Source organism: Bacillus sp. SD088 (assembly GCF_017355205.1).
Taxonomy (GTDB): Bacteria; Bacillota; Bacilli; order Bacillales; family Bacillaceae_C; genus Lederbergia.
Map to the genome: position 1 here is coordinate 1 of NZ_JADIJK010000051.1, position 16258 is coordinate 16258.

Below are 16258 nucleotides of genomic sequence, written 5' to 3' on the forward strand. Positions count from 1 at the left end.
CAATTATAAGGTTTTTTTATGGACTTTTATAGTGACAATTGCCATTATTCATAATTTTGGCATAGTTATTCCCTCTTGACTTTTGGCTGGAAATTTAATGCAACGCTAGTGTAATTTCCTAAACGATAAAAAAAGCGGATAGGCTATCACCCATCCACTTTTGCTAATGCTTTGGCAGCTATGTCTTTTCTATAAAAGAACTCATCTTCCGTTATGTTTGCCATTTCTGAATAAACTTGCTTCACAGCAGCTGAGATGGAGTCCGCTTTCGCTGTCATCAATAGTAATCTCCCGCCATTAGAATAATACGGCCCTTCTTTTACAGGTAGAAGAGTTCCTGCATGATAGAGCGATATATTTGGCCCTGCGAAATCGAGTTCTGGCAATGGAACACCTTTTTTATACTCGGCTGGGTAGCCTTTTGCTGCTAATACAACACCGGCAACTGCTGTATCTGACCACACCAATTCAGGTGTTTTTTCATCTAACAAGTCAAGTAAAAGCTGTACGAGGTCTGTTTCCAATCTTTCTAAAACAACTTGTGTTTCAGGATCTCCGAAGCGAGTATTAAATTCAATCACTTTTGTCCCTTTTTGTGTTTGAATTAATCCAGCATATAGAATCCCAGTAAACGGGCGATCTTCTTGAACCATTGCCTTAGCGGTTGGACGGAGAATTTCCTCAACTGCTTTTTCCACTTCTAGTGAAGAGATATGTGGGACAGGTGTATAAGCCCCCATCCCGCCAGTGTTCGGTCCCTGATCACCGTCAAAAGCACGTTTATGATCTTGGGCGATCACCATCGGATAAACAGCTTCACCATTCACAAAAGCCATTAATGAGTATTCTTCTCCCTCTAAAAATTCTTCGATCACCACTTTGGCAGATGATTCCCCAAACTTCGAGTTGATTAACATTTCCTCTAAGGCTTGATTGGCTTCTTCCTCTGTCATCGCCACAACGACACCTTTTCCCGCTGCAAGCCCATCTGCCTTGATAACAATTGGTGTGCCATTCTCATGCACATATGCTTTTGCTGCTTCATAGGAAGTGAAAGTTTCATAAGTAGCAGTAGGAATACTATATTTCTTCATAAGGTTCTTAGCAAAAGTTTTACTTCCCTCAAGAATCGCTGCATTTTTTCTCGGCCCAAATATTCTCAAACCAGCCGCTTCAAATTCATCGACAATTCCAGCAGCCAACGGAACTTCTGGTCCTACAATCGTTAGGTCGATTTTTTCTTCTTGTGCAAATTGAATTAGACTTGAAAAATCCGTCTCTTGAATCGGGACTAAGATTGCATCTTCACTAATTCCACCATTTCCGGGAGCACAATATACTTTAGAAACTAGTTTACTCTCTTTTATCTTTTTACAAATGGCATGCTCCCTGCCACCACTGCCAATAACTAAAATATTCATATTACTCCTCCCTTGCCGCTTTTCTTTGTCCAGCTCCAGCTCCTAGCCCCTCGAGGTCAAATAACCCTGAATCGCAGAAGGGGGAATTCACCCTTCTTCGTTTCAGGAACATTTGCTTGTTGCTCCTAATCAGCCGTCTTTCGCATTTCATGTTTCCTTTATCTCAGGCCAACAGGATGTTGGTCAGAACGGCGTTGCGACGTACAGGATGTACTAGTGCGGACGAAGCGACAGGACGTCGCTGTTTGAGTCTGCCGCCAGGATGGCGCGATTCTAGCCGTTCATCCTTATTAAGAAAGTTTGTACATCGCTAAACGGGCGCTTGCGCTTTTCTTAAAAGATAAGAAATTATAAAATTTTGGCTAGTGTTTTGATCTAGCTCCAGCGCCCAGCGACTAGCAAACTTTCGGTTTCTTCCTATGATAAGTCAACATCCATTCGCTTTCCAAGCTCATGGTGTTTCCTTTATCTCGTCAGAACCCTAAAAAGTTTGTACGTCGCTAAACGGGCGCTTGCGCTTTTCTTGACTTAATGTTTAAAGTGGCGGATTCCTGTGAATACCATGGCGATTCCGTGTTTGTCAGCTTCTTTGATCGAGTCTTCATCGCGAATGGAGCCACCTGGCTGGATAATTGCTGTAATCCCCGCTTTGGCGGCCTCTTCAACTGTATCTCCCATTGGAAAGAAGGCGTCAGAACCCATCACTGCTCCTTTTGCCCGTTCCCCGGCTTGCTCTATCGCAATTTTAGCTGCCCCAACGCGATTCATTTGCCCTGCCCCAATACCAAGTGTCATATTATCCCCAACAACAACAATTGCATTAGATTTGACATGCTTTACCACTTTCCATGCAAGTTTCAAATCCGCTAATTCCTCAGCCGTTGGCTCTCTTTTTGTTGGGATAGAGATATTTCCATCTTCAAATGTAAAGGCGTCTTGATCTTGAACAAGTAATCCTCCCTCTACAGAGGTTAAAACTTTTTCTTCTTTATGGGTCCCATTAAAAGGTATTGTTAAAAGTCGAATATTCTTTTTCGCTTGTAATACCTCCAAAGCTTCCTGTACAAAGCTAGGAGCAATAACAATCTCTAAAAATATTTCATGCAATTGTGCGGCCGTTTCCCGGTCCACCTCACGATTAAAAGCAATGATTCCGCCAAAAATGGAAGTGGAGTCTGCCTCATAAGCCTTTTTAAAGGCGGCAGCAATGGAATTTCCAATCCCAATCCCGCATGGATTCATATGCTTCACAGCCACTGCTGCTGGCTCCGTAAACTCCTTCACGATTTGCAAAGCAGCATCTGCATCGCGAATATTATTGTAAGATAGTTCTTTACCATGTAATTGCGTTGCATTGGCAATAGAAAATTTCGATCCTAGTGGATGCTGATAAAAAGCGGCCTGTTGATGCGGATTTTCTCCATATCGTAAGCTTTGTTTTAATTCATATGTAAAAGTGACACGTTCTGGTTCTTCTTCCTCGGCTAGTTCTGTCATATACTCTGCAATAAGCGCATCATAAGCGGCCGTATGGCGAAAAACTTTAGCGGCCAATTTACGCTTAAATAAGGAAGAAACATCCCCCTTCACCTTTAATTCTCCAATCACCTCATCATAGTCCGCCGCATCTACAACAACGGTTAAATCAGCATGATTTTTAGCAGCTGCTCTTAGCATCGAAGGACCGCCAATATCAATATTTTCGATCGCTTCTTCCGGTGTAACATCGGACTTTTCAATTGTTTTTTGAAAAGGATAGAGATTCACACAAACAAGATCAATCGGCTGGATCCCTTGCGCTGCCAATTGTTTCAAATGATCCTCTGAATCTCTTTTCGCTAGCAATCCTCCATGAATAAGCGGGTGCAGTGTCTTTACTCTTCCTTCTAAAATTTCTGGAAAACCAGTAATCTCCTCTACACCTTTAACAGGAACTTGGTTTTCTTCTAATGCCTTTTTGGTTCCGCCAGTAGATAAGATTTCGAATCCTAGATCTACAAGTCCTTTTGTAAAATCAACAATTCCTGTTTTATCAGAGACACTGATCAAAGCTCGTTTCACTTAAACTCCTCCTCTTATTCTCTCAAACACAGTTTTTGTAAAGTTTGTGGGTAAAAGATATGTTCGACTTGATGAATTTTCCTTTCCACATCTAAAAGCGTTTCCTCATCATCGATAGGCACAGCCTTTTGAGCGATAATGGGACCTGTATCCATCCCTTCATCTACATAGTGAATTGTAATTCCCGTTATTTTCACACCTGCTTGAACCGCTTGCTTAATCGCAGCTTTCCCTGGAAAAGCAGGAAGTAAGGATGGGTGAAGATTAATAATTTTATTCGGATATGCCTGTAATAAAGTGGGGCCTATTAATCTCATATAACCCGCAAGTATAATAAAATCTACCTTTGCATCTTGGAGCTGTTCACATATGATTGATTCAAAAACTGCTTTTGATGCAAAGTCTTTCGGCTTAAACGTAAAAACCGGAACGCTTGCTTTTTTCGCCTTCTCTACCACTGGCGCTTCCGGCTTATCACAAATTAATAAGGCAATCGTTGCATGGAGATTTCCCTTTCGTACAGCTTCGATAATCGCTTGAAAGTTACTACCTGTTCCTGAGGCGAAGATGGCGATTCTCTTCATCATTTCCTCTCCCTGTCAACAAATTGAATGCCTGTTTCCTCTGTAACCACACCAATTTTATACGCCTTTTCCCCCTGCTCCACAAAGGCTTTTATTGCTTGCTCTGCATCTTTCGCACTCACGGCAATGACAAATCCGATTCCCATATTAAAAATATTAAACATTTCCTTTTGCTCTAGCTCACCGTATTTTTCCAAAGCATGAAAAATAGGTAATACTGGCCATGATCCGTTGTGAATAACGGCTCCTAACCCTTCTGGAAGCATGCGCGGGATATTTTCAACAAAGCCCCCGCCCGTAATATGAGACATCCCCTTAATATCTAGCTGCTGTAAGGTAGTTAAAACAGACTGCACATAGATACGGGTCGGAGTCAGTAGCTCTTCCCCTAAAGGACGGGATAACTCAGGTAGCTTTGCCTGTAATGACAATGCATGTTGGTCAAAGAATATTTTCCTCACAAGAGAATAGCCATTGCTATGGATGCCACTGGATGCTAATCCAATTAACACATCCCCCTCTTGAATCGTTTCTCCTGTAATATACTGTGTTTTCTCACATGCTCCAACAGCAAATCCCGCTAAATCGTATTCATTATCTTCATATAGTCCCGGCATTTCGGCTGTTTCCCCGCCAATTATAGCACAGCCAGCTTGCTCACAACCATTGGCAATACCACTGACAATTTGTTCAATCTTTTCTGGGATGTTTTTTCCGACAGCAAGATAATCAAGAAAATAAAGAGGCTCTGCTCCTTGTACTACGATATCATTCACACACATCGCAACACAATCAATCCCAATTGTATCGTGCCGCTCCATCATAAACGCCAGTTTTAATTTTGTGCCAACCCCATCTGTACCTGATACTAATATTGGCTCTTGCAAATGCAACTGCGATAAATCAAACACACCACCAAAACCACCCAATTGGCCGAGCACACCTAATCGGTTTGTCCTTTGAACATGCTTTTTCATTCTTTCAACCGCTTCATATCCGGCTTCAATATCTACTCCGGCTTGCTGGTAGGCATTTGTCATATCATGTGCCCCCTCATATTATTTTCTCTTCAAGATCGACTCATTTCTTTTTCATAAGGTAATAGTGTATCTGGGTATATTTCCGTTGGATATTCCCCAGTAAAACATGCGGCGCACTGCCCACAATTCTTTCCATATTCCTTTCGGCCAATCGCTTCCAACATCCCCTCAACACTTAAAAATGTTAAGGAGTCAGCCCCAATGATGTCACACATTTCATCAACACTATGAGTAGAGGCCATTAATTCCTCATGTGACGATACATCAATCCCATAAAAACAAGGATGTCTCATCGGAGGAGAACTAATACATACATGAACTTCGGTTGCACCGGCCTCTTTTAACATTTTCACAATCCGTTTGCTCGTTGTCCCACGAACAATTGAATCATCGACCATAATCACGCGTTTTCCTTCAACCACTTTTCGAACAGGAGAAAGCTTCATCTTTACGCCCTGTTCTCGAAGTTCTTGAGAAGGCTTAATAAACGTTCTACCAACATAACGGTTTTTAATCAAGCCCATTTCGTAGGGAATGCCCATCGATTCAGCAAAACCAATCGCAGCGGAAATACTAGAATCAGGGACACCTGTCACGACATCAGCGGAAACATTTACTTCTTTGGCTAAAACTTTTCCGAGCTTCTTTCTTGCTGTATGAATATTCATCCCTTGGATATCACTGTCAGGCCTTGAGAAATATACATATTCCATTGAACACATGGCACGTGAAGTAGATAAGGCAAAAGGTTCACTATGTAACCCATCATCATTAATAATAATCAATTCCCCTGGCTCTACATCACGAACAAATTCCGCTCCAATTAAATCAAAGGCACATGTTTCTGATGATACACAGTAAGAATCTCCAACTTTTCCAATCGATAATGGTCGTAGTCCATTTGGATCTTGGGCAATAATCAACTCATTTTCTGTTAAAAGAATAAGCGCATAAGCGCCTTTCACCATGGAAAGAGCATTCTTTACCTTATCTTTCATTGCTAAATAGCCACTGCGTTTAATTAAATGGGCAAGTACTTCTGTATCTGAAGTCGATTGAAAAATACTCCCTTGCATCTCTAGTTGATGTTTTAAATCCAGTGCATTAATCAAGTTTCCATTTTGCGCTAATGCCAGACTTCCACTGGAGGAATGGAAGAGAAGCGGTTGGACGTTTTCCAATCCCCCCTTATCTGCTCCCCCATATTTCACATGGCCGATCGCATTTTCACCTGGTAAACTGGCAAGGTTCGATTTATTAAAAACATCATTTACCAAGCCTTCACCACGAATCCCTTTTAAACTGCTTCCATCTGTCGCAACAATTCCTGCACCTTCTTGTCCTCGATGCTGAAGACTGTGTAGTCCATAATACGTAATTTGGACAGCGTCCGGATGTCTCCAGATTCCAAAAACACCACATTCTTCGTTTAATCCTTTGATGTCAGCAAACATGGAATAGCTCCTCTCCAGGCATCTTCCAATTTTTTTACTTCCGTTTGAATCAGTGATTGACGATCATTTTTTATAACTAGTTCAGATCTCTCGATAACTATTCCGATCTGCTTCGCATCTTCAACAATCTCTTCAAAGGCTGCTTGATCTTTTGCTTTTACAGAGACAATGAAACGAGACTGTGTTTCCGAGAAGAGCGCTGCAACAGGATCACCTGATAATTCCACTTCTACCCCTAAATCCGTTCCAAAGATAGATTCAGCTATTGCAACCGCTGCTCCCCCTTCTGAAATATCATGGGCAGAAGCAACTTTGCCACTGCGAATCGCCTCTAATAATTGCTTTTGTCTTTTTACTTCAACGAGTAGGTCGATTTCTGGGGATTTCCCGAAAAATTCTCCATGCACCAACTTTTGTAACTCGCTTCCACCGAACTCTTCTTTTGTCTCACCGATCATATAAATCAGATCACCAGCAGCTTGAAAGCTTTGTGTTGTAATATGAGCTAGATCTTTAATCAATCCAACCATTCCGATTATGGGTGTTGGATAAATGGCTTTGCCACCTTTTTCATTAAACAAGGACACATTCCCACTAATCACTGGACTTTCTAAAGCCAAGCAAGCCTCACGAATTCCTGCCGCTGACTTTTCAAGTTGCCAAAAAATTTCTGGTTTTTCAGGGCTACCAAAGTTCAAACCATCTGTAATTGCCAGAGGTTCAGCCCCGGAACAAACCACATTTCTTGCCGCTTCTGCCACAGCAATTTTCCCACCTGTTTCCGGATCCAAATAAATATACCGAGCATTACAATCAGTTGTAATTGCAATCGCCTTTTGGGTATCTTTAATTCTCACAACAGCGGCATCCGATCCTGGCTTGACAATCGTTTGATTACCCACTTGTTGATCAAACTGACTGTAAACCCATTCCTTACTTGCAATTGTTGGTTGTTGTAATAATTTTTTAAGCGTGTCAGTATAATCAGATACTTCAGGAATCTCAGAAGCCATTGCTTGGAATTCCTGAAAATAGCCGGGTTCCTTAGATGGTTTATGATATACAGGAGCATCTTCCGCCAAAGCATCTGCTGGAACCTCTGCAACAACTTCTCCTTTATGTAGCAAACGAAGGATTTGATCATCTGTTACCACTCCGCAAGCTACGGCTTCCAAGTCATAGCGAGAAAATAGATCAATCACTTCTTGTTCTCTGCCTTTTTTAACAACAAGAAGCATCCGTTCTTGTGACTCAGATAACATCATTTCATATGGTGTCATATCAGCTTCTCTTTGTGGGATAAGGTCTAAGTTCATTTCCAAACCTGATCCCGCTTTACTAGCCATTTCTGCTGCAGAGCTTGTAAGTCCGGCGGCTCCCATATCCTGAATGCCGATTAAAGCATCGGATTTCACCAATTCTAAGCAAGCATCCATCAGCAGTTTTTCTGTAAATGGATCACCAGCTTGAACAGCTGCCCGTTCCTGCTCATCTGCTTCCTCCGCTAATTCAGAAGAGGAAAAAGTCGCCCCATGAATGCCGTCACGTCCCGTTGGAGATCCAGCATACATCACAGTATTTCCGACACCCTTTGCTTGCCCTTTCTGCATATCTTGATGATCAATTAAGCCAACGACCATCGCATTCACAAGTGGGTTTGCTTCATAAGCAGAATCGAATTGGATTTCTCCTCCAACAGTAGGAACTCCAAGCTTATTCCCATAATCGCCAATCCCTTCAACTGCTTTTTCTAGTAAGTACCGGACTCTTGGTGAATCCAACTCTCCAAATCTTAAAGAATTTAAAGACGCAATCGGCTTGGCCCCCATTGAAAATACGTCACGGATAATGCCGCCAACACCTGTTGCCGCACCTTCATAAGGTTCAATCGCAGAAGGTGAGTTATGACTTTCAATTTTAAATACAACAGCTTGATTGTCACCAATATCTACAATCCCAGCGCCTTCTCCAGGTCCCTGTAACACTTGAGGTCCTTCTGTTGGGAATGTTTTTAAAATGGCTTTTGAATTTTTATAGCTACAATGTTCTGACCACATAACAGAAAACAAGCCTGTCTCTGTATAATTCGGCGTTCTCCCTAGCATCTTTTCAGCTAGAGCAAACTCTTCATCGGTCATACCCATTTCACGATAAATTTTGTTTCCCTTAATTTGTGTTGGTGTTGGTTCATGCGTCATATAACTGCCTCCCATCTCTTGCTATCGATTGAAAAAGTTTGATTCCATCTATACTTCCTAAAATTTCCTCTACCGCTCGTTCAGGATGGGGCATCATGCCAACAACATTACCCGCTTGGTTGGAGATACCTGCAATTGATTCTGTGCTACCATCTGGATTTTCATCCGCGTAAGTAAATACGATCTGGCAGTTGTCTTTTAATATTTGTAATGTTTCGGGATCACAATGATAACGGCCATATCCATGAGCAATTGGAACTGAAATCTTTTCATTCTGTTCATAGTTCTTGGTCCATAACGTATCATTATTCTGAACAACTAGTTTCATAGGTGAACATTTAAATTTCAATCGATCATTTTTTAGTAAAGTACCTGGTAGTATCCTAGCTTCTGTAAGGATTTGAAAACCATTTCCAATCCCAAATACTAGTTTTCCCGCATCTGCTGCTTTCCTTATCGCACTGATCACAGGCTGTAAGGCAGCAATTGCTCCCGGGCGAATGGCATCTCCATAGGAAGCTCCTCCTGGAAGGAATATGGCGTCATACTCATCTAAATTCGTCTCATCATCATGAATGAAATCTGCTTCTAGTTTTAATTGATTAGAACAGATAGTATAAATCTCATCTCCACAGCTTGTTCCTGGAAAAACAATGATCGCAACCTTCACTGAGCTGCCCCCTCTTCGATTTCAAAACTATACTCTTCTACTTCTAGATTCACAAGGAGATTTTTACAAATCTCATCTATCGTTGTAGAAAGAGCTCCCTCTGTTTCTTCTACTTGCAACTCAATTAATTTGCCCACTCTCACTTCTTTTACTGTAGGATAACCTGATTTTTGCAATGCCTTTGTTGCTGCAGATCCTTGGGGATCGATCACACTTTCTTTTAGCGTAACAAATACCTTTACTTTATATGTCATGTTATTTCTCTCCTTTATATTTGGAAGAATATGAATCTATTTTTTAGTAACGATCAATAGATGTTCAATTTATTTGTTAGCGATAAATTATTTTTCTGCTTGTTTGTAGTAGAACTTGTTACTCATTCGTTTCTAGCCAAATGTTTGTCGATTTTAACTCTTGTGTTGTTTCTACAATATTCTCCGTTAACACTGTTATATGACCCATCTTACGGTTTTGTTTAGCTTGATCTTTTCCATAAAGATGAATGGACCAATTTGGTTTTCGAGGGATTTCTTCTATAACAGAATGGACATGTTGGCCTAAAATGTTGATCATAACCGCTGGACGCAACAATTGTATTTCTTGTAGAGGCCAACCACAAATCGCTCTTATATGCTGACCAAATTGTGAAATATTGCAGGCTTCAATTGTATAATGTCCGGAATTATGCGGTCTTGGCGCCAATTCATTTACATAGATTTCTTGGCTTTTCGTTAAAAATAACTCAACAGCTAATGTCCCAACTAAATCTAGATAGTCGGCGATCTGGCTCGCAATTTGATGAACCTTTTGCTCAATCTCTACAGAAATTCCTGCTGGTACAGTAGTTTTATGGAGAATATTTTGAATATGGAGATTCTCTCCTACTGGAAAACAGGCCAGCTCATTCGCTACTCCCTTTGTCATTACAACCGAAATTTCTTTTTCAAAGGGAATCCATGCTTCCAACACACACGGTCCTTGTTCTAGCATCTCGACTGCTTCTTCTATTTCTTCGCGTTTTTTTATCACGAATTGGCCTTTTCCGTCATAGCCACCACGCGTTGTTTTTAAAATGGCAGGATAACCTATAATCTGAATGCCTTGTTCAAGATCCTCCTTCTTCCGAATAACATGATAAGGAGCAACTTCAACACCTGCTTTTGTTAGCGCTTGTTTTTCTAAGATTCGATCTTGAGTAATTCTAATTAAATCGGCCCCTTGCGGAATATAAGCTTTTTGAGATAACCATTTTAGAGACTCGTAATCGATATTTTCAAATTCATATGTAATCACATCGCTGTTTTGTGCCAGTAGGTCTAAGGCATCACGATCATGATAAGCTGCAACAATTTCCTTATCTGCAACCTGACCGGCAGGAGATTGTGAGGAAGGCTCAAGGACAATCACCTTAAAACCAGCCTCCTTCGCTGCTAAGGTCATCATTCTTCCTAATTGGCCTCCACCAATAATTCCAATCGTTTGCCCTGGTTTAATAAATGTACTAGACAAGCTGATCACTGCTTTCTAAAACTTTTTCTTTTAAAGTCTCTCTTCTTTCAATCAGACGCCTTTGGATTTGTTCACATTCCGCCCCTAATATTTGTGCGGCTAGCAGACCGGCATTTGTCGCTCCTGCTTTCCCAATAGCAACTGTAGCAACAGGAACACCACCAGGCATTTGTACAATTGATAATAGAGAATCCATTCCTTTTAAAGCTTTTGATTCTATTGGCACGCCAATAACTGGTAATACCGTTTTAGCTGCAAGCATACCTGGCAGATGAGCTGCCCCACCTGCACCAGCAATCAACACCTTTAGCCCTCTATCAATCGCCGTTTCCGCGTATTCAAACATATAGTCAGGTGTCCTATGTGCAGAAACAACTTTCTTTTCATAGGGAATGGCTAACTCATCCAATACAGCACATGCATGTCTCATCGTTTCCCAATCAGATGTACTCCCCATCACTATCCCAATTTCCACATCCATGTTGATCCCTCCATCGTTTTCTAAAGGATTATACTGTATTACTAGCACTTAGTGATGCTACCTAGTTGGTAAACACTTAGCACTAACCAACTTTTTCAAAACACAAAAAGGACAGTCTGCATTCTATGACAGAAAGCAGACTATCCAGGAGTAAAAAATATGTATAAGCTCCCAAAGTTCCACTTCCTCATAGTCTGATCATTTACGGTGATCAGGTAGAAACGTATGGGCCATATCCCCATTATATATGAGGCCTTGCTTGTTGCTTAGGATTTTATAGAATTCTAGCTTGTAGATAAGTTCTAACTTAATGTTTCAACATCCAGCTTCAGCGACTAGCAAAACTTTCAACTTTTTTCCTACGATAAGCCAACAAGATGTTAGTCGGTACAGCATTGCGATGTACAGTAGCGACAGGACATCGCGGCTTGAGTCTAATTTAGTTGTTATCCCATTACGTCACCTTTGCTCTTACGTTAATCTTACCAAACCTAGGAAGAGAATGTCAATTAAAAATCGAACATTTTATAAACACCTTCATGCATTGTTCGTGTTTTACTCATTCTTCACTCCTTTGAAAACGATTTTTCTTGAAACCGGGATGTATTCAACTTTTCCATTTCGTTTTTCTTCTTTAAAGATTGGTTTTTCGCTTCGTTTAATCGGATTGTAGCCTTCTTTTTCCATTCTTTTTAAACACTCTTCAATACTCTCATTGTCTATTACTTCAAAATCTTTTTTCATCGTTGCAATCTACCTTTCTTTACTGCTTTTACCCAAAATCCACCATAAATAGTTTTCGGTTCATAGGCAATGATAAAGGCCTTTGGATCAAGCTCTTTAATGGTTTGATATAGTTTTAATTCCATTTTACGTGGTGTTAATACTTGAAGTGCCATTCGGTCTCCTTCTAGTCCTTGAGCTGCCCAACTTGTCACACCATAACCTGCTCCCCGTAATTGTTTAGGCAGATCTCGGTCATATTCTTTTGTGATAACATTGACCGTAATATAACCAAGCGCCATTTTTTCTTCTATTTTAGTTCCAACTATTACTCCAATCCCATAGCCAACCGCATAGGCTATTACGTTCTGAATTTGGTTTAGATTATCCAAAACAAGACCTAGACCCACAACATAAATCACAATTTCGACCATACTAATTAATGCGGCCATATAGCGATACCCTTTTAACGTCATAATCATCCGAATCGTAAAAAAGGAAACATATACAATATTAATGACCAAAATAATAACAACCATAATAAGACTATTTTGCAGCATAAATACCCTCCATCTAGATTTGCTCTTATTAGAACATTGTAATTCCACGATCCTATCTCTATACATGTACCCCTTACAAAAGACATCCATTCTTATTTGAGCATAAAAATCAAGAAAAGTGCAAGGCGCCCGCCACCTTCGACAAGCAAATGTTTTGAGGCAAAGAAAGGCGTTTTTACTTTATCATCTATTAAACCATAAAGAAAATCCTATCCTAATATCTTTATTAGGTATAGGATTTCATTATTACTAAGAGATTTGATTGATTCGATTCAGCACACCAGCTCTTCGCAAGCGTGTAGCCAATATGATACCAATCAGCATACCACTTGCACTAGAGACAAAAAACGAAGGAAAGAAAAAGAAAGCCGTTATTGTAGTTCCCATCAATACTTTTGCATAGGGAACTGCGATAAGAGAAGCAATCAGCCCCGATCCAATCAGTTCCCCCAGCCCGGATAACCAAACTTTCCCAAAGCGTTTAAATAATACACCAGCTATGCATGCACCAATCATCCCTCCAGGAAATGCTAGTAGAGAACCTGTCCCTGTTAAGATACGGATCAGCGCAGTTAACATGGCAATGATGATAGCACCTACTGGTCCAAGGGTAACAGCAGCCACAACATTAACAGCATGTTGGATCGGATAAGCTCGTGCAATTCCCGCAGGAAAAGAGATAAAGCTAGACCCAGCAACAGCAATTGCTACAAACATTGCCATAATAATCATTTTACGGGTGTTCACTTGGAGTTCTCTCCTTTTTTAAGATTTCCTCAATCTTTTCCCGTAAAACTTTTGCCTGACTCCGTGGATTTTGTGATGAAGCAATCGCTGATATTAGAGCAACACCAGACCCTCCAGCCTTTAACACAGGTACTAGGTTCTTCTCTGTAAGACCGCCAATTCCTACTATTGGCAGATTAGGATACTGAGATGCAACCTGTTTAATCATTGTAGTTCCAGCTGGAATTCTTGCATCCTCTTTGGTTGAAGTCGCATAAACAGGTCCGATCCCTACATAATCTGCACCCGCTTTTTGAGCTAACGCAGCTTCCTCTATAGTATGTACGGAAACACCTAAGATTTTATCTTTGCCTATTTTTTCGCGTGCCAACGAGGCAGTTTCATCCTCCTGACCTATATGGACCCCATCTGCTTGAAGAGCTATCGCTAAATCCACATCATCATTTATAATAAAAGGCACATTATACTTTTTACATAGCTTCATACATTTTTCAGCGAATAGATATTTATCCCGCCCTTGTAATGAGGAAACACCTTTTTCTCTCAACTGAAAACAGGTAATACCACCTTGTAAAGCCAATTCTAATACTTCAAATGGGGCACACTGCGCATTCACACTTCCCATTATGAAGTACAAGCGCAAATTATTTTTAATCAAGCAAGACCACTTCCTTTGTCGCTTCTTTGTAGGATCGGTATGCCCAATGATTTGTTGGTCCATGTCCCTTTCCTAAATGTAAACCTTCTTTAATAGCGAGATGGATATACTCTTTTGCCTCCATGACCGCTTCTTCTAAATTCATTCCCTTTGCTACGAATGCTGCAATCGCTGCTGAAAACGTACAACCTGTTCCATGCGTATCTTTTGTATGAATACGCTCAGAACGCAATCGAAACTTTTTTCCACATGAAGACATAAATAAATCTTCAGCATATTCTTTATTATCAAGATGTCCCCCCTTCATTACCACAGAGTATGCTCCAGCCTCCAATAAAACTTCAGCTGCCTTTTCAATATCTATTGCTGTCACAACTTTTATTCCTGTTAGCAACTCAGCTTCAGGGATATTGGGAGTAATAATAGAAGCCATAGGCAAGAGTACTTCCTTTAAAGCTTCTACCGCTTCATTTTGCAATAATGAAGTACCCCCTTTGGCAATCATGACTGGATCAATGATTAAATTCCGTACTTGATAAAACTGCAATGTATTAACAACCTCATGAATAATTTCTGCCGAGAATAGCATGCCAGTTTTTACAGCGGTTACTGGAAAATCATCCATGACTGCACAAATTTGCTTTTTGACCTCGTTTGCATTCATCGGATATACCCCGTGAACACCAAGCGTATTTTGAGCAGTAACAGCCGTCAAAGCAGAAGTACCAAACACTCCCAATTCTTGAAAAGTCTTCAGATCAGCCTGAATCCCTGCTCCTCCACCACTATCCGATCCGGCAATCGTTAATGCTACATACGTCATATGATTCTCCCCCTTCAAGATTACTAGATTATGAATAGAGCTCATCTAAAAAGTGAACAGCAAAATGACCTGGTTGCTGGGACTTTTGCGCAGCTTTTTCCCCAGCTTTTTTATAAAAATGTAAAGCTTCAAAAGCCGCATCAAAATGTTTTCCAGCACTTACTGCCAGAAAAGCACCAACGACCGCACTTAATAAACAACCGGTCCCCGTTATTTTCGTCATGAGTGAATGGCCACCAGCAATCTCACTTACCTTTTTCCCATCACTCATAATATCAACTGCGCCTGTGACAGCCACGGTACAATCAAAACGTTGGGCTGTTTCCTTAGCAAGCATGCGAAAATCACTCTCTCCTTCACCAGCATCCACACCACGTGCATGCCATTCGATCCCAGCAATGGTAGCTAATTCTCCGGCATTACAACGGATCAGTGAAATATTTACCTCATTTAAAATGCGAAATACCATTTCCTTTCGAAATCCAGTCGCTCCTGCACCAACTGGATCAAGTACAACAGGAACTCCATTCTGATTAGCACTCTTTCCCGCTAATATCATTGCCTCAATTGTGCCTTTTTTTAAAGTGCCTATATTCAAGACCGTGCAATCTGCAGCTGCAGCTATTTCAGCTACCTCTTCTACTGCATCCGCCATAACAGGGGAAGCGCCTAAAGCTAATAAACCATTCGCTTGAAAATTAGCCACGACAATATTGGTAATACAATGAATTAAAGGTGTTTCTGTCCTCACCTTATGAAGAAAAGAATATTCCTCCATCCTTTCTCCCTCCTCACCTAAAAAAGTATTATGATAGCCTCACTTACTATCAACGGGGATTAAGCCTACAGGATGTAGTTACATGCAAATAAAAACATGCAGACGTGGTGATCTTAGTCTACGTAGCACTTCCCCACTGAAGTAACAAGACTTATGGGGTGTTAGCATCCGTTGTCCCCTCACTCAGACTTACTTGACTCCTCATCTCCTTGTAGTAGGAAGCTTACGGACAATCACAATAGATAAATAAAAAAATCCGCTCCCTGAAATAAATAAGGAAGCGGATTGCTTTTATAAAAGTATACAAAAAAAGCAGGCCCCACTTCCCTACGCTGGTACCAACCAGATCAGGTTCCAAGGGTCCACACCTTAATTGCATGTGTCTCAGTCTCCTTAAGACTCCCCTAGTGGTAGTAAACGGTATTTTATTTTCAACTATACTATATCATATTCAGAAAATGCTGCAAGTTTTCATTTTTTCTTCACGTTTTTCATCCCTAGAATCGGTATTTAACTATCACAAAAAAATACACCTTCTTCACGAAGATGTA

16 protein-coding genes and 2 riboswitches are annotated in these 16258 nt (G+C 40.8%); all 16 genes read right to left on the reverse strand.

The features are described from left to right. Positions 1-146 precede the first annotated feature (146 nt). On the reverse strand, positions 147-1421 hold the full coding sequence (gene purD / locus IPU53_RS24300; RefSeq protein WP_207454044.1) for a phosphoribosylamine--glycine ligase: 1275 nt from the start codon (positions 1419-1421) through the stop codon (positions 147-149). Positions 1422-1949: 528 nt separating this feature from the next. Continuing rightward, positions 1950-3482, reverse strand: a complete 1533-nt coding sequence (purH, locus tag IPU53_RS24305; protein WP_207454045.1) for a bifunctional phosphoribosylaminoimidazolecarboxamide formyltransferase/IMP cyclohydrolase — start codon at positions 3480-3482, stop codon at positions 1950-1952. A 14-nt stretch (positions 3483-3496) separates the two neighbouring features. Continuing rightward, entirely contained in the window at positions 3497-4066 is a 570-nt protein-coding gene (gene purN, locus IPU53_RS24310; protein ID WP_207454088.1) for a phosphoribosylglycinamide formyltransferase, read from the reverse strand. Further along, entirely contained in the window at positions 4066-5106 is a 1041-nt protein-coding gene (gene purM / locus IPU53_RS24315) for a phosphoribosylformylglycinamidine cyclo-ligase (protein ID WP_207454047.1), read from the reverse strand. The genes purN and purM overlap by 1 nt, the downstream gene beginning before the upstream one ends. A gap of 29 nt (positions 5107-5135) precedes the next feature. Further along, entirely contained in the window at positions 5136-6560 is a 1425-nt protein-coding gene (purF, locus tag IPU53_RS24320) for an amidophosphoribosyltransferase (RefSeq protein WP_207454049.1), read from the reverse strand. Further along, the gene (gene purL, locus IPU53_RS24325) at positions 6536-8758 is read right to left on the reverse strand and encodes a phosphoribosylformylglycinamidine synthase subunit PurL (RefSeq protein WP_207454051.1); all 2223 of its coding nucleotides are present in this window, start codon (positions 8756-8758) and stop codon (positions 6536-6538) included. The genes purF and purL overlap by 25 nt, the downstream gene beginning before the upstream one ends. Beyond that, positions 8748-9428, reverse strand: coding sequence for a phosphoribosylformylglycinamidine synthase subunit PurQ (gene purQ, locus IPU53_RS24330; protein ID WP_207454053.1), 681 nt, complete (start codon positions 9426-9428; stop codon positions 8748-8750). Before purQ ends, purL begins: the two co-directional genes overlap by 11 nt. After that, positions 9425-9682, reverse strand: a complete 258-nt coding sequence (gene purS, locus IPU53_RS24335; RefSeq protein WP_207454063.1) for a phosphoribosylformylglycinamidine synthase subunit PurS — start codon at positions 9680-9682, stop codon at positions 9425-9427. The genes purQ and purS overlap by 4 nt, the downstream gene beginning before the upstream one ends. A 118-nt stretch (positions 9683-9800) precedes the next feature. Next, entirely contained in the window at positions 9801-10937 is a 1137-nt protein-coding gene (gene purK, locus IPU53_RS24340; protein ID WP_207454065.1) for a 5-(carboxyamino)imidazole ribonucleotide synthase, read from the reverse strand. Then, positions 10930-11418: a 5-(carboxyamino)imidazole ribonucleotide mutase gene (gene purE, locus IPU53_RS24345; RefSeq protein ID WP_207454067.1), complete on the reverse strand. Its 489-nt coding sequence runs from the start codon at positions 11416-11418 to the stop codon at positions 10930-10932. The genes purK and purE overlap by 8 nt, the downstream gene beginning before the upstream one ends. Before the next feature lie 170 nt (positions 11419-11588). After that, positions 11589-11689, reverse strand: a riboswitch (purine riboswitch). A gap of 284 nt (positions 11690-11973) precedes the next feature. Further along, on the reverse strand, positions 11974-12162 hold the full coding sequence (locus tag IPU53_RS24350) for an NETI motif-containing protein (RefSeq protein ID WP_207454069.1): 189 nt from the start codon (positions 12160-12162) through the stop codon (positions 11974-11976). Then, positions 12159-12701 (reverse strand): DUF2179 domain-containing protein, encoded by a 543-nt coding sequence (locus IPU53_RS24355; protein ID WP_207454071.1) that lies wholly within the window; start codon positions 12699-12701, stop codon positions 12159-12161. The genes IPU53_RS24350 and IPU53_RS24355 overlap by 4 nt, the downstream gene beginning before the upstream one ends. Before the next feature lie 249 nt (positions 12702-12950). Beyond that, the gene (thiW, locus tag IPU53_RS24360; protein ID WP_207454079.1) at positions 12951-13448 is read right to left on the reverse strand and encodes an energy coupling factor transporter S component ThiW; all 498 of its coding nucleotides are present in this window, start codon (positions 13446-13448) and stop codon (positions 12951-12953) included. Continuing rightward, on the reverse strand, positions 13435-14106 hold the full coding sequence (gene thiE / locus IPU53_RS24365) for a thiamine phosphate synthase (RefSeq protein ID WP_278253335.1): 672 nt from the start codon (positions 14104-14106) through the stop codon (positions 13435-13437). The genes thiW and thiE overlap by 14 nt, the downstream gene beginning before the upstream one ends. Then, positions 14099-14929 (reverse strand): bifunctional hydroxymethylpyrimidine kinase/phosphomethylpyrimidine kinase, encoded by an 831-nt coding sequence (thiD, locus tag IPU53_RS24370; RefSeq protein ID WP_207454084.1) that lies wholly within the window; start codon positions 14927-14929, stop codon positions 14099-14101. Before thiD ends, thiE begins: the two co-directional genes overlap by 8 nt. 28 nt (positions 14930-14957) lie before the next feature. Further along, entirely contained in the window at positions 14958-15707 is a 750-nt protein-coding gene (gene thiM, locus IPU53_RS24375; RefSeq protein ID WP_207454086.1) for a hydroxyethylthiazole kinase, read from the reverse strand. A gap of 307 nt (positions 15708-16014) precedes the next feature. After that, positions 16015-16123, reverse strand: a riboswitch (TPP riboswitch). Positions 16124-16258: the final 135 nt, after the last annotated feature.

What these genes read in the sequence shown, in the direction of transcription:
- purM (WP_207454047.1), bottom strand. Translation starts at nt 5,106, where the DNA reads ATGACAAATGCCTACCAGCAAGCCGGAGTAGATATTGAAGCCGGATAT.
- thiD (WP_207454084.1), bottom strand. Translation starts at nt 14,929, where the DNA reads ATGACGTATGTAGCATTAACGATTGCCGGATCGGATAGTGGTGGAGGA.
- purL (WP_207454051.1), bottom strand. Translation starts at nt 8,758, where the DNA reads ATGACGCATGAACCAACACCAACACAAATTAAGGGAAACAAAATTTAT.
- purS (WP_207454063.1), bottom strand. Translation starts at nt 9,682, where the DNA reads ATGACATATAAAGTAAAGGTATTTGTTACGCTAAAAGAAAGTGTGATC.
- purE (WP_207454067.1), bottom strand. Translation starts at nt 11,418, where the DNA reads ATGGATGTGGAAATTGGGATAGTGATGGGGAGTACATCTGATTGGGAA.
- thiM (WP_207454086.1), bottom strand. Translation starts at nt 15,707, where the DNA reads ATGGAGGAATATTCTTTTCTTCATAAGGTGAGGACAGAAACACCTTTA.
- purD (WP_207454044.1), bottom strand. Translation starts at nt 1,421, where the DNA reads ATGAATATTTTAGTTATTGGCAGTGGTGGCAGGGAGCATGCCATTTGT.
- IPU53_RS24350 (WP_207454069.1), bottom strand. Translation starts at nt 12,162, where the DNA reads ATGAAAAAAGATTTTGAAGTAATAGACAATGAGAGTATTGAAGAGTGT.
- purF (WP_207454049.1), bottom strand. Translation starts at nt 6,560, where the DNA reads ATGTTTGCTGACATCAAAGGATTAAACGAAGAATGTGGTGTTTTTGGA.
- purN (WP_207454088.1), bottom strand. Translation starts at nt 4,066, where the DNA reads ATGAAGAGAATCGCCATCTTCGCCTCAGGAACAGGTAGTAACTTTCAA.
- IPU53_RS24355 (WP_207454071.1), bottom strand. Translation starts at nt 12,701, where the DNA reads ATGCTGCAAAATAGTCTTATTATGGTTGTTATTATTTTGGTCATTAAT.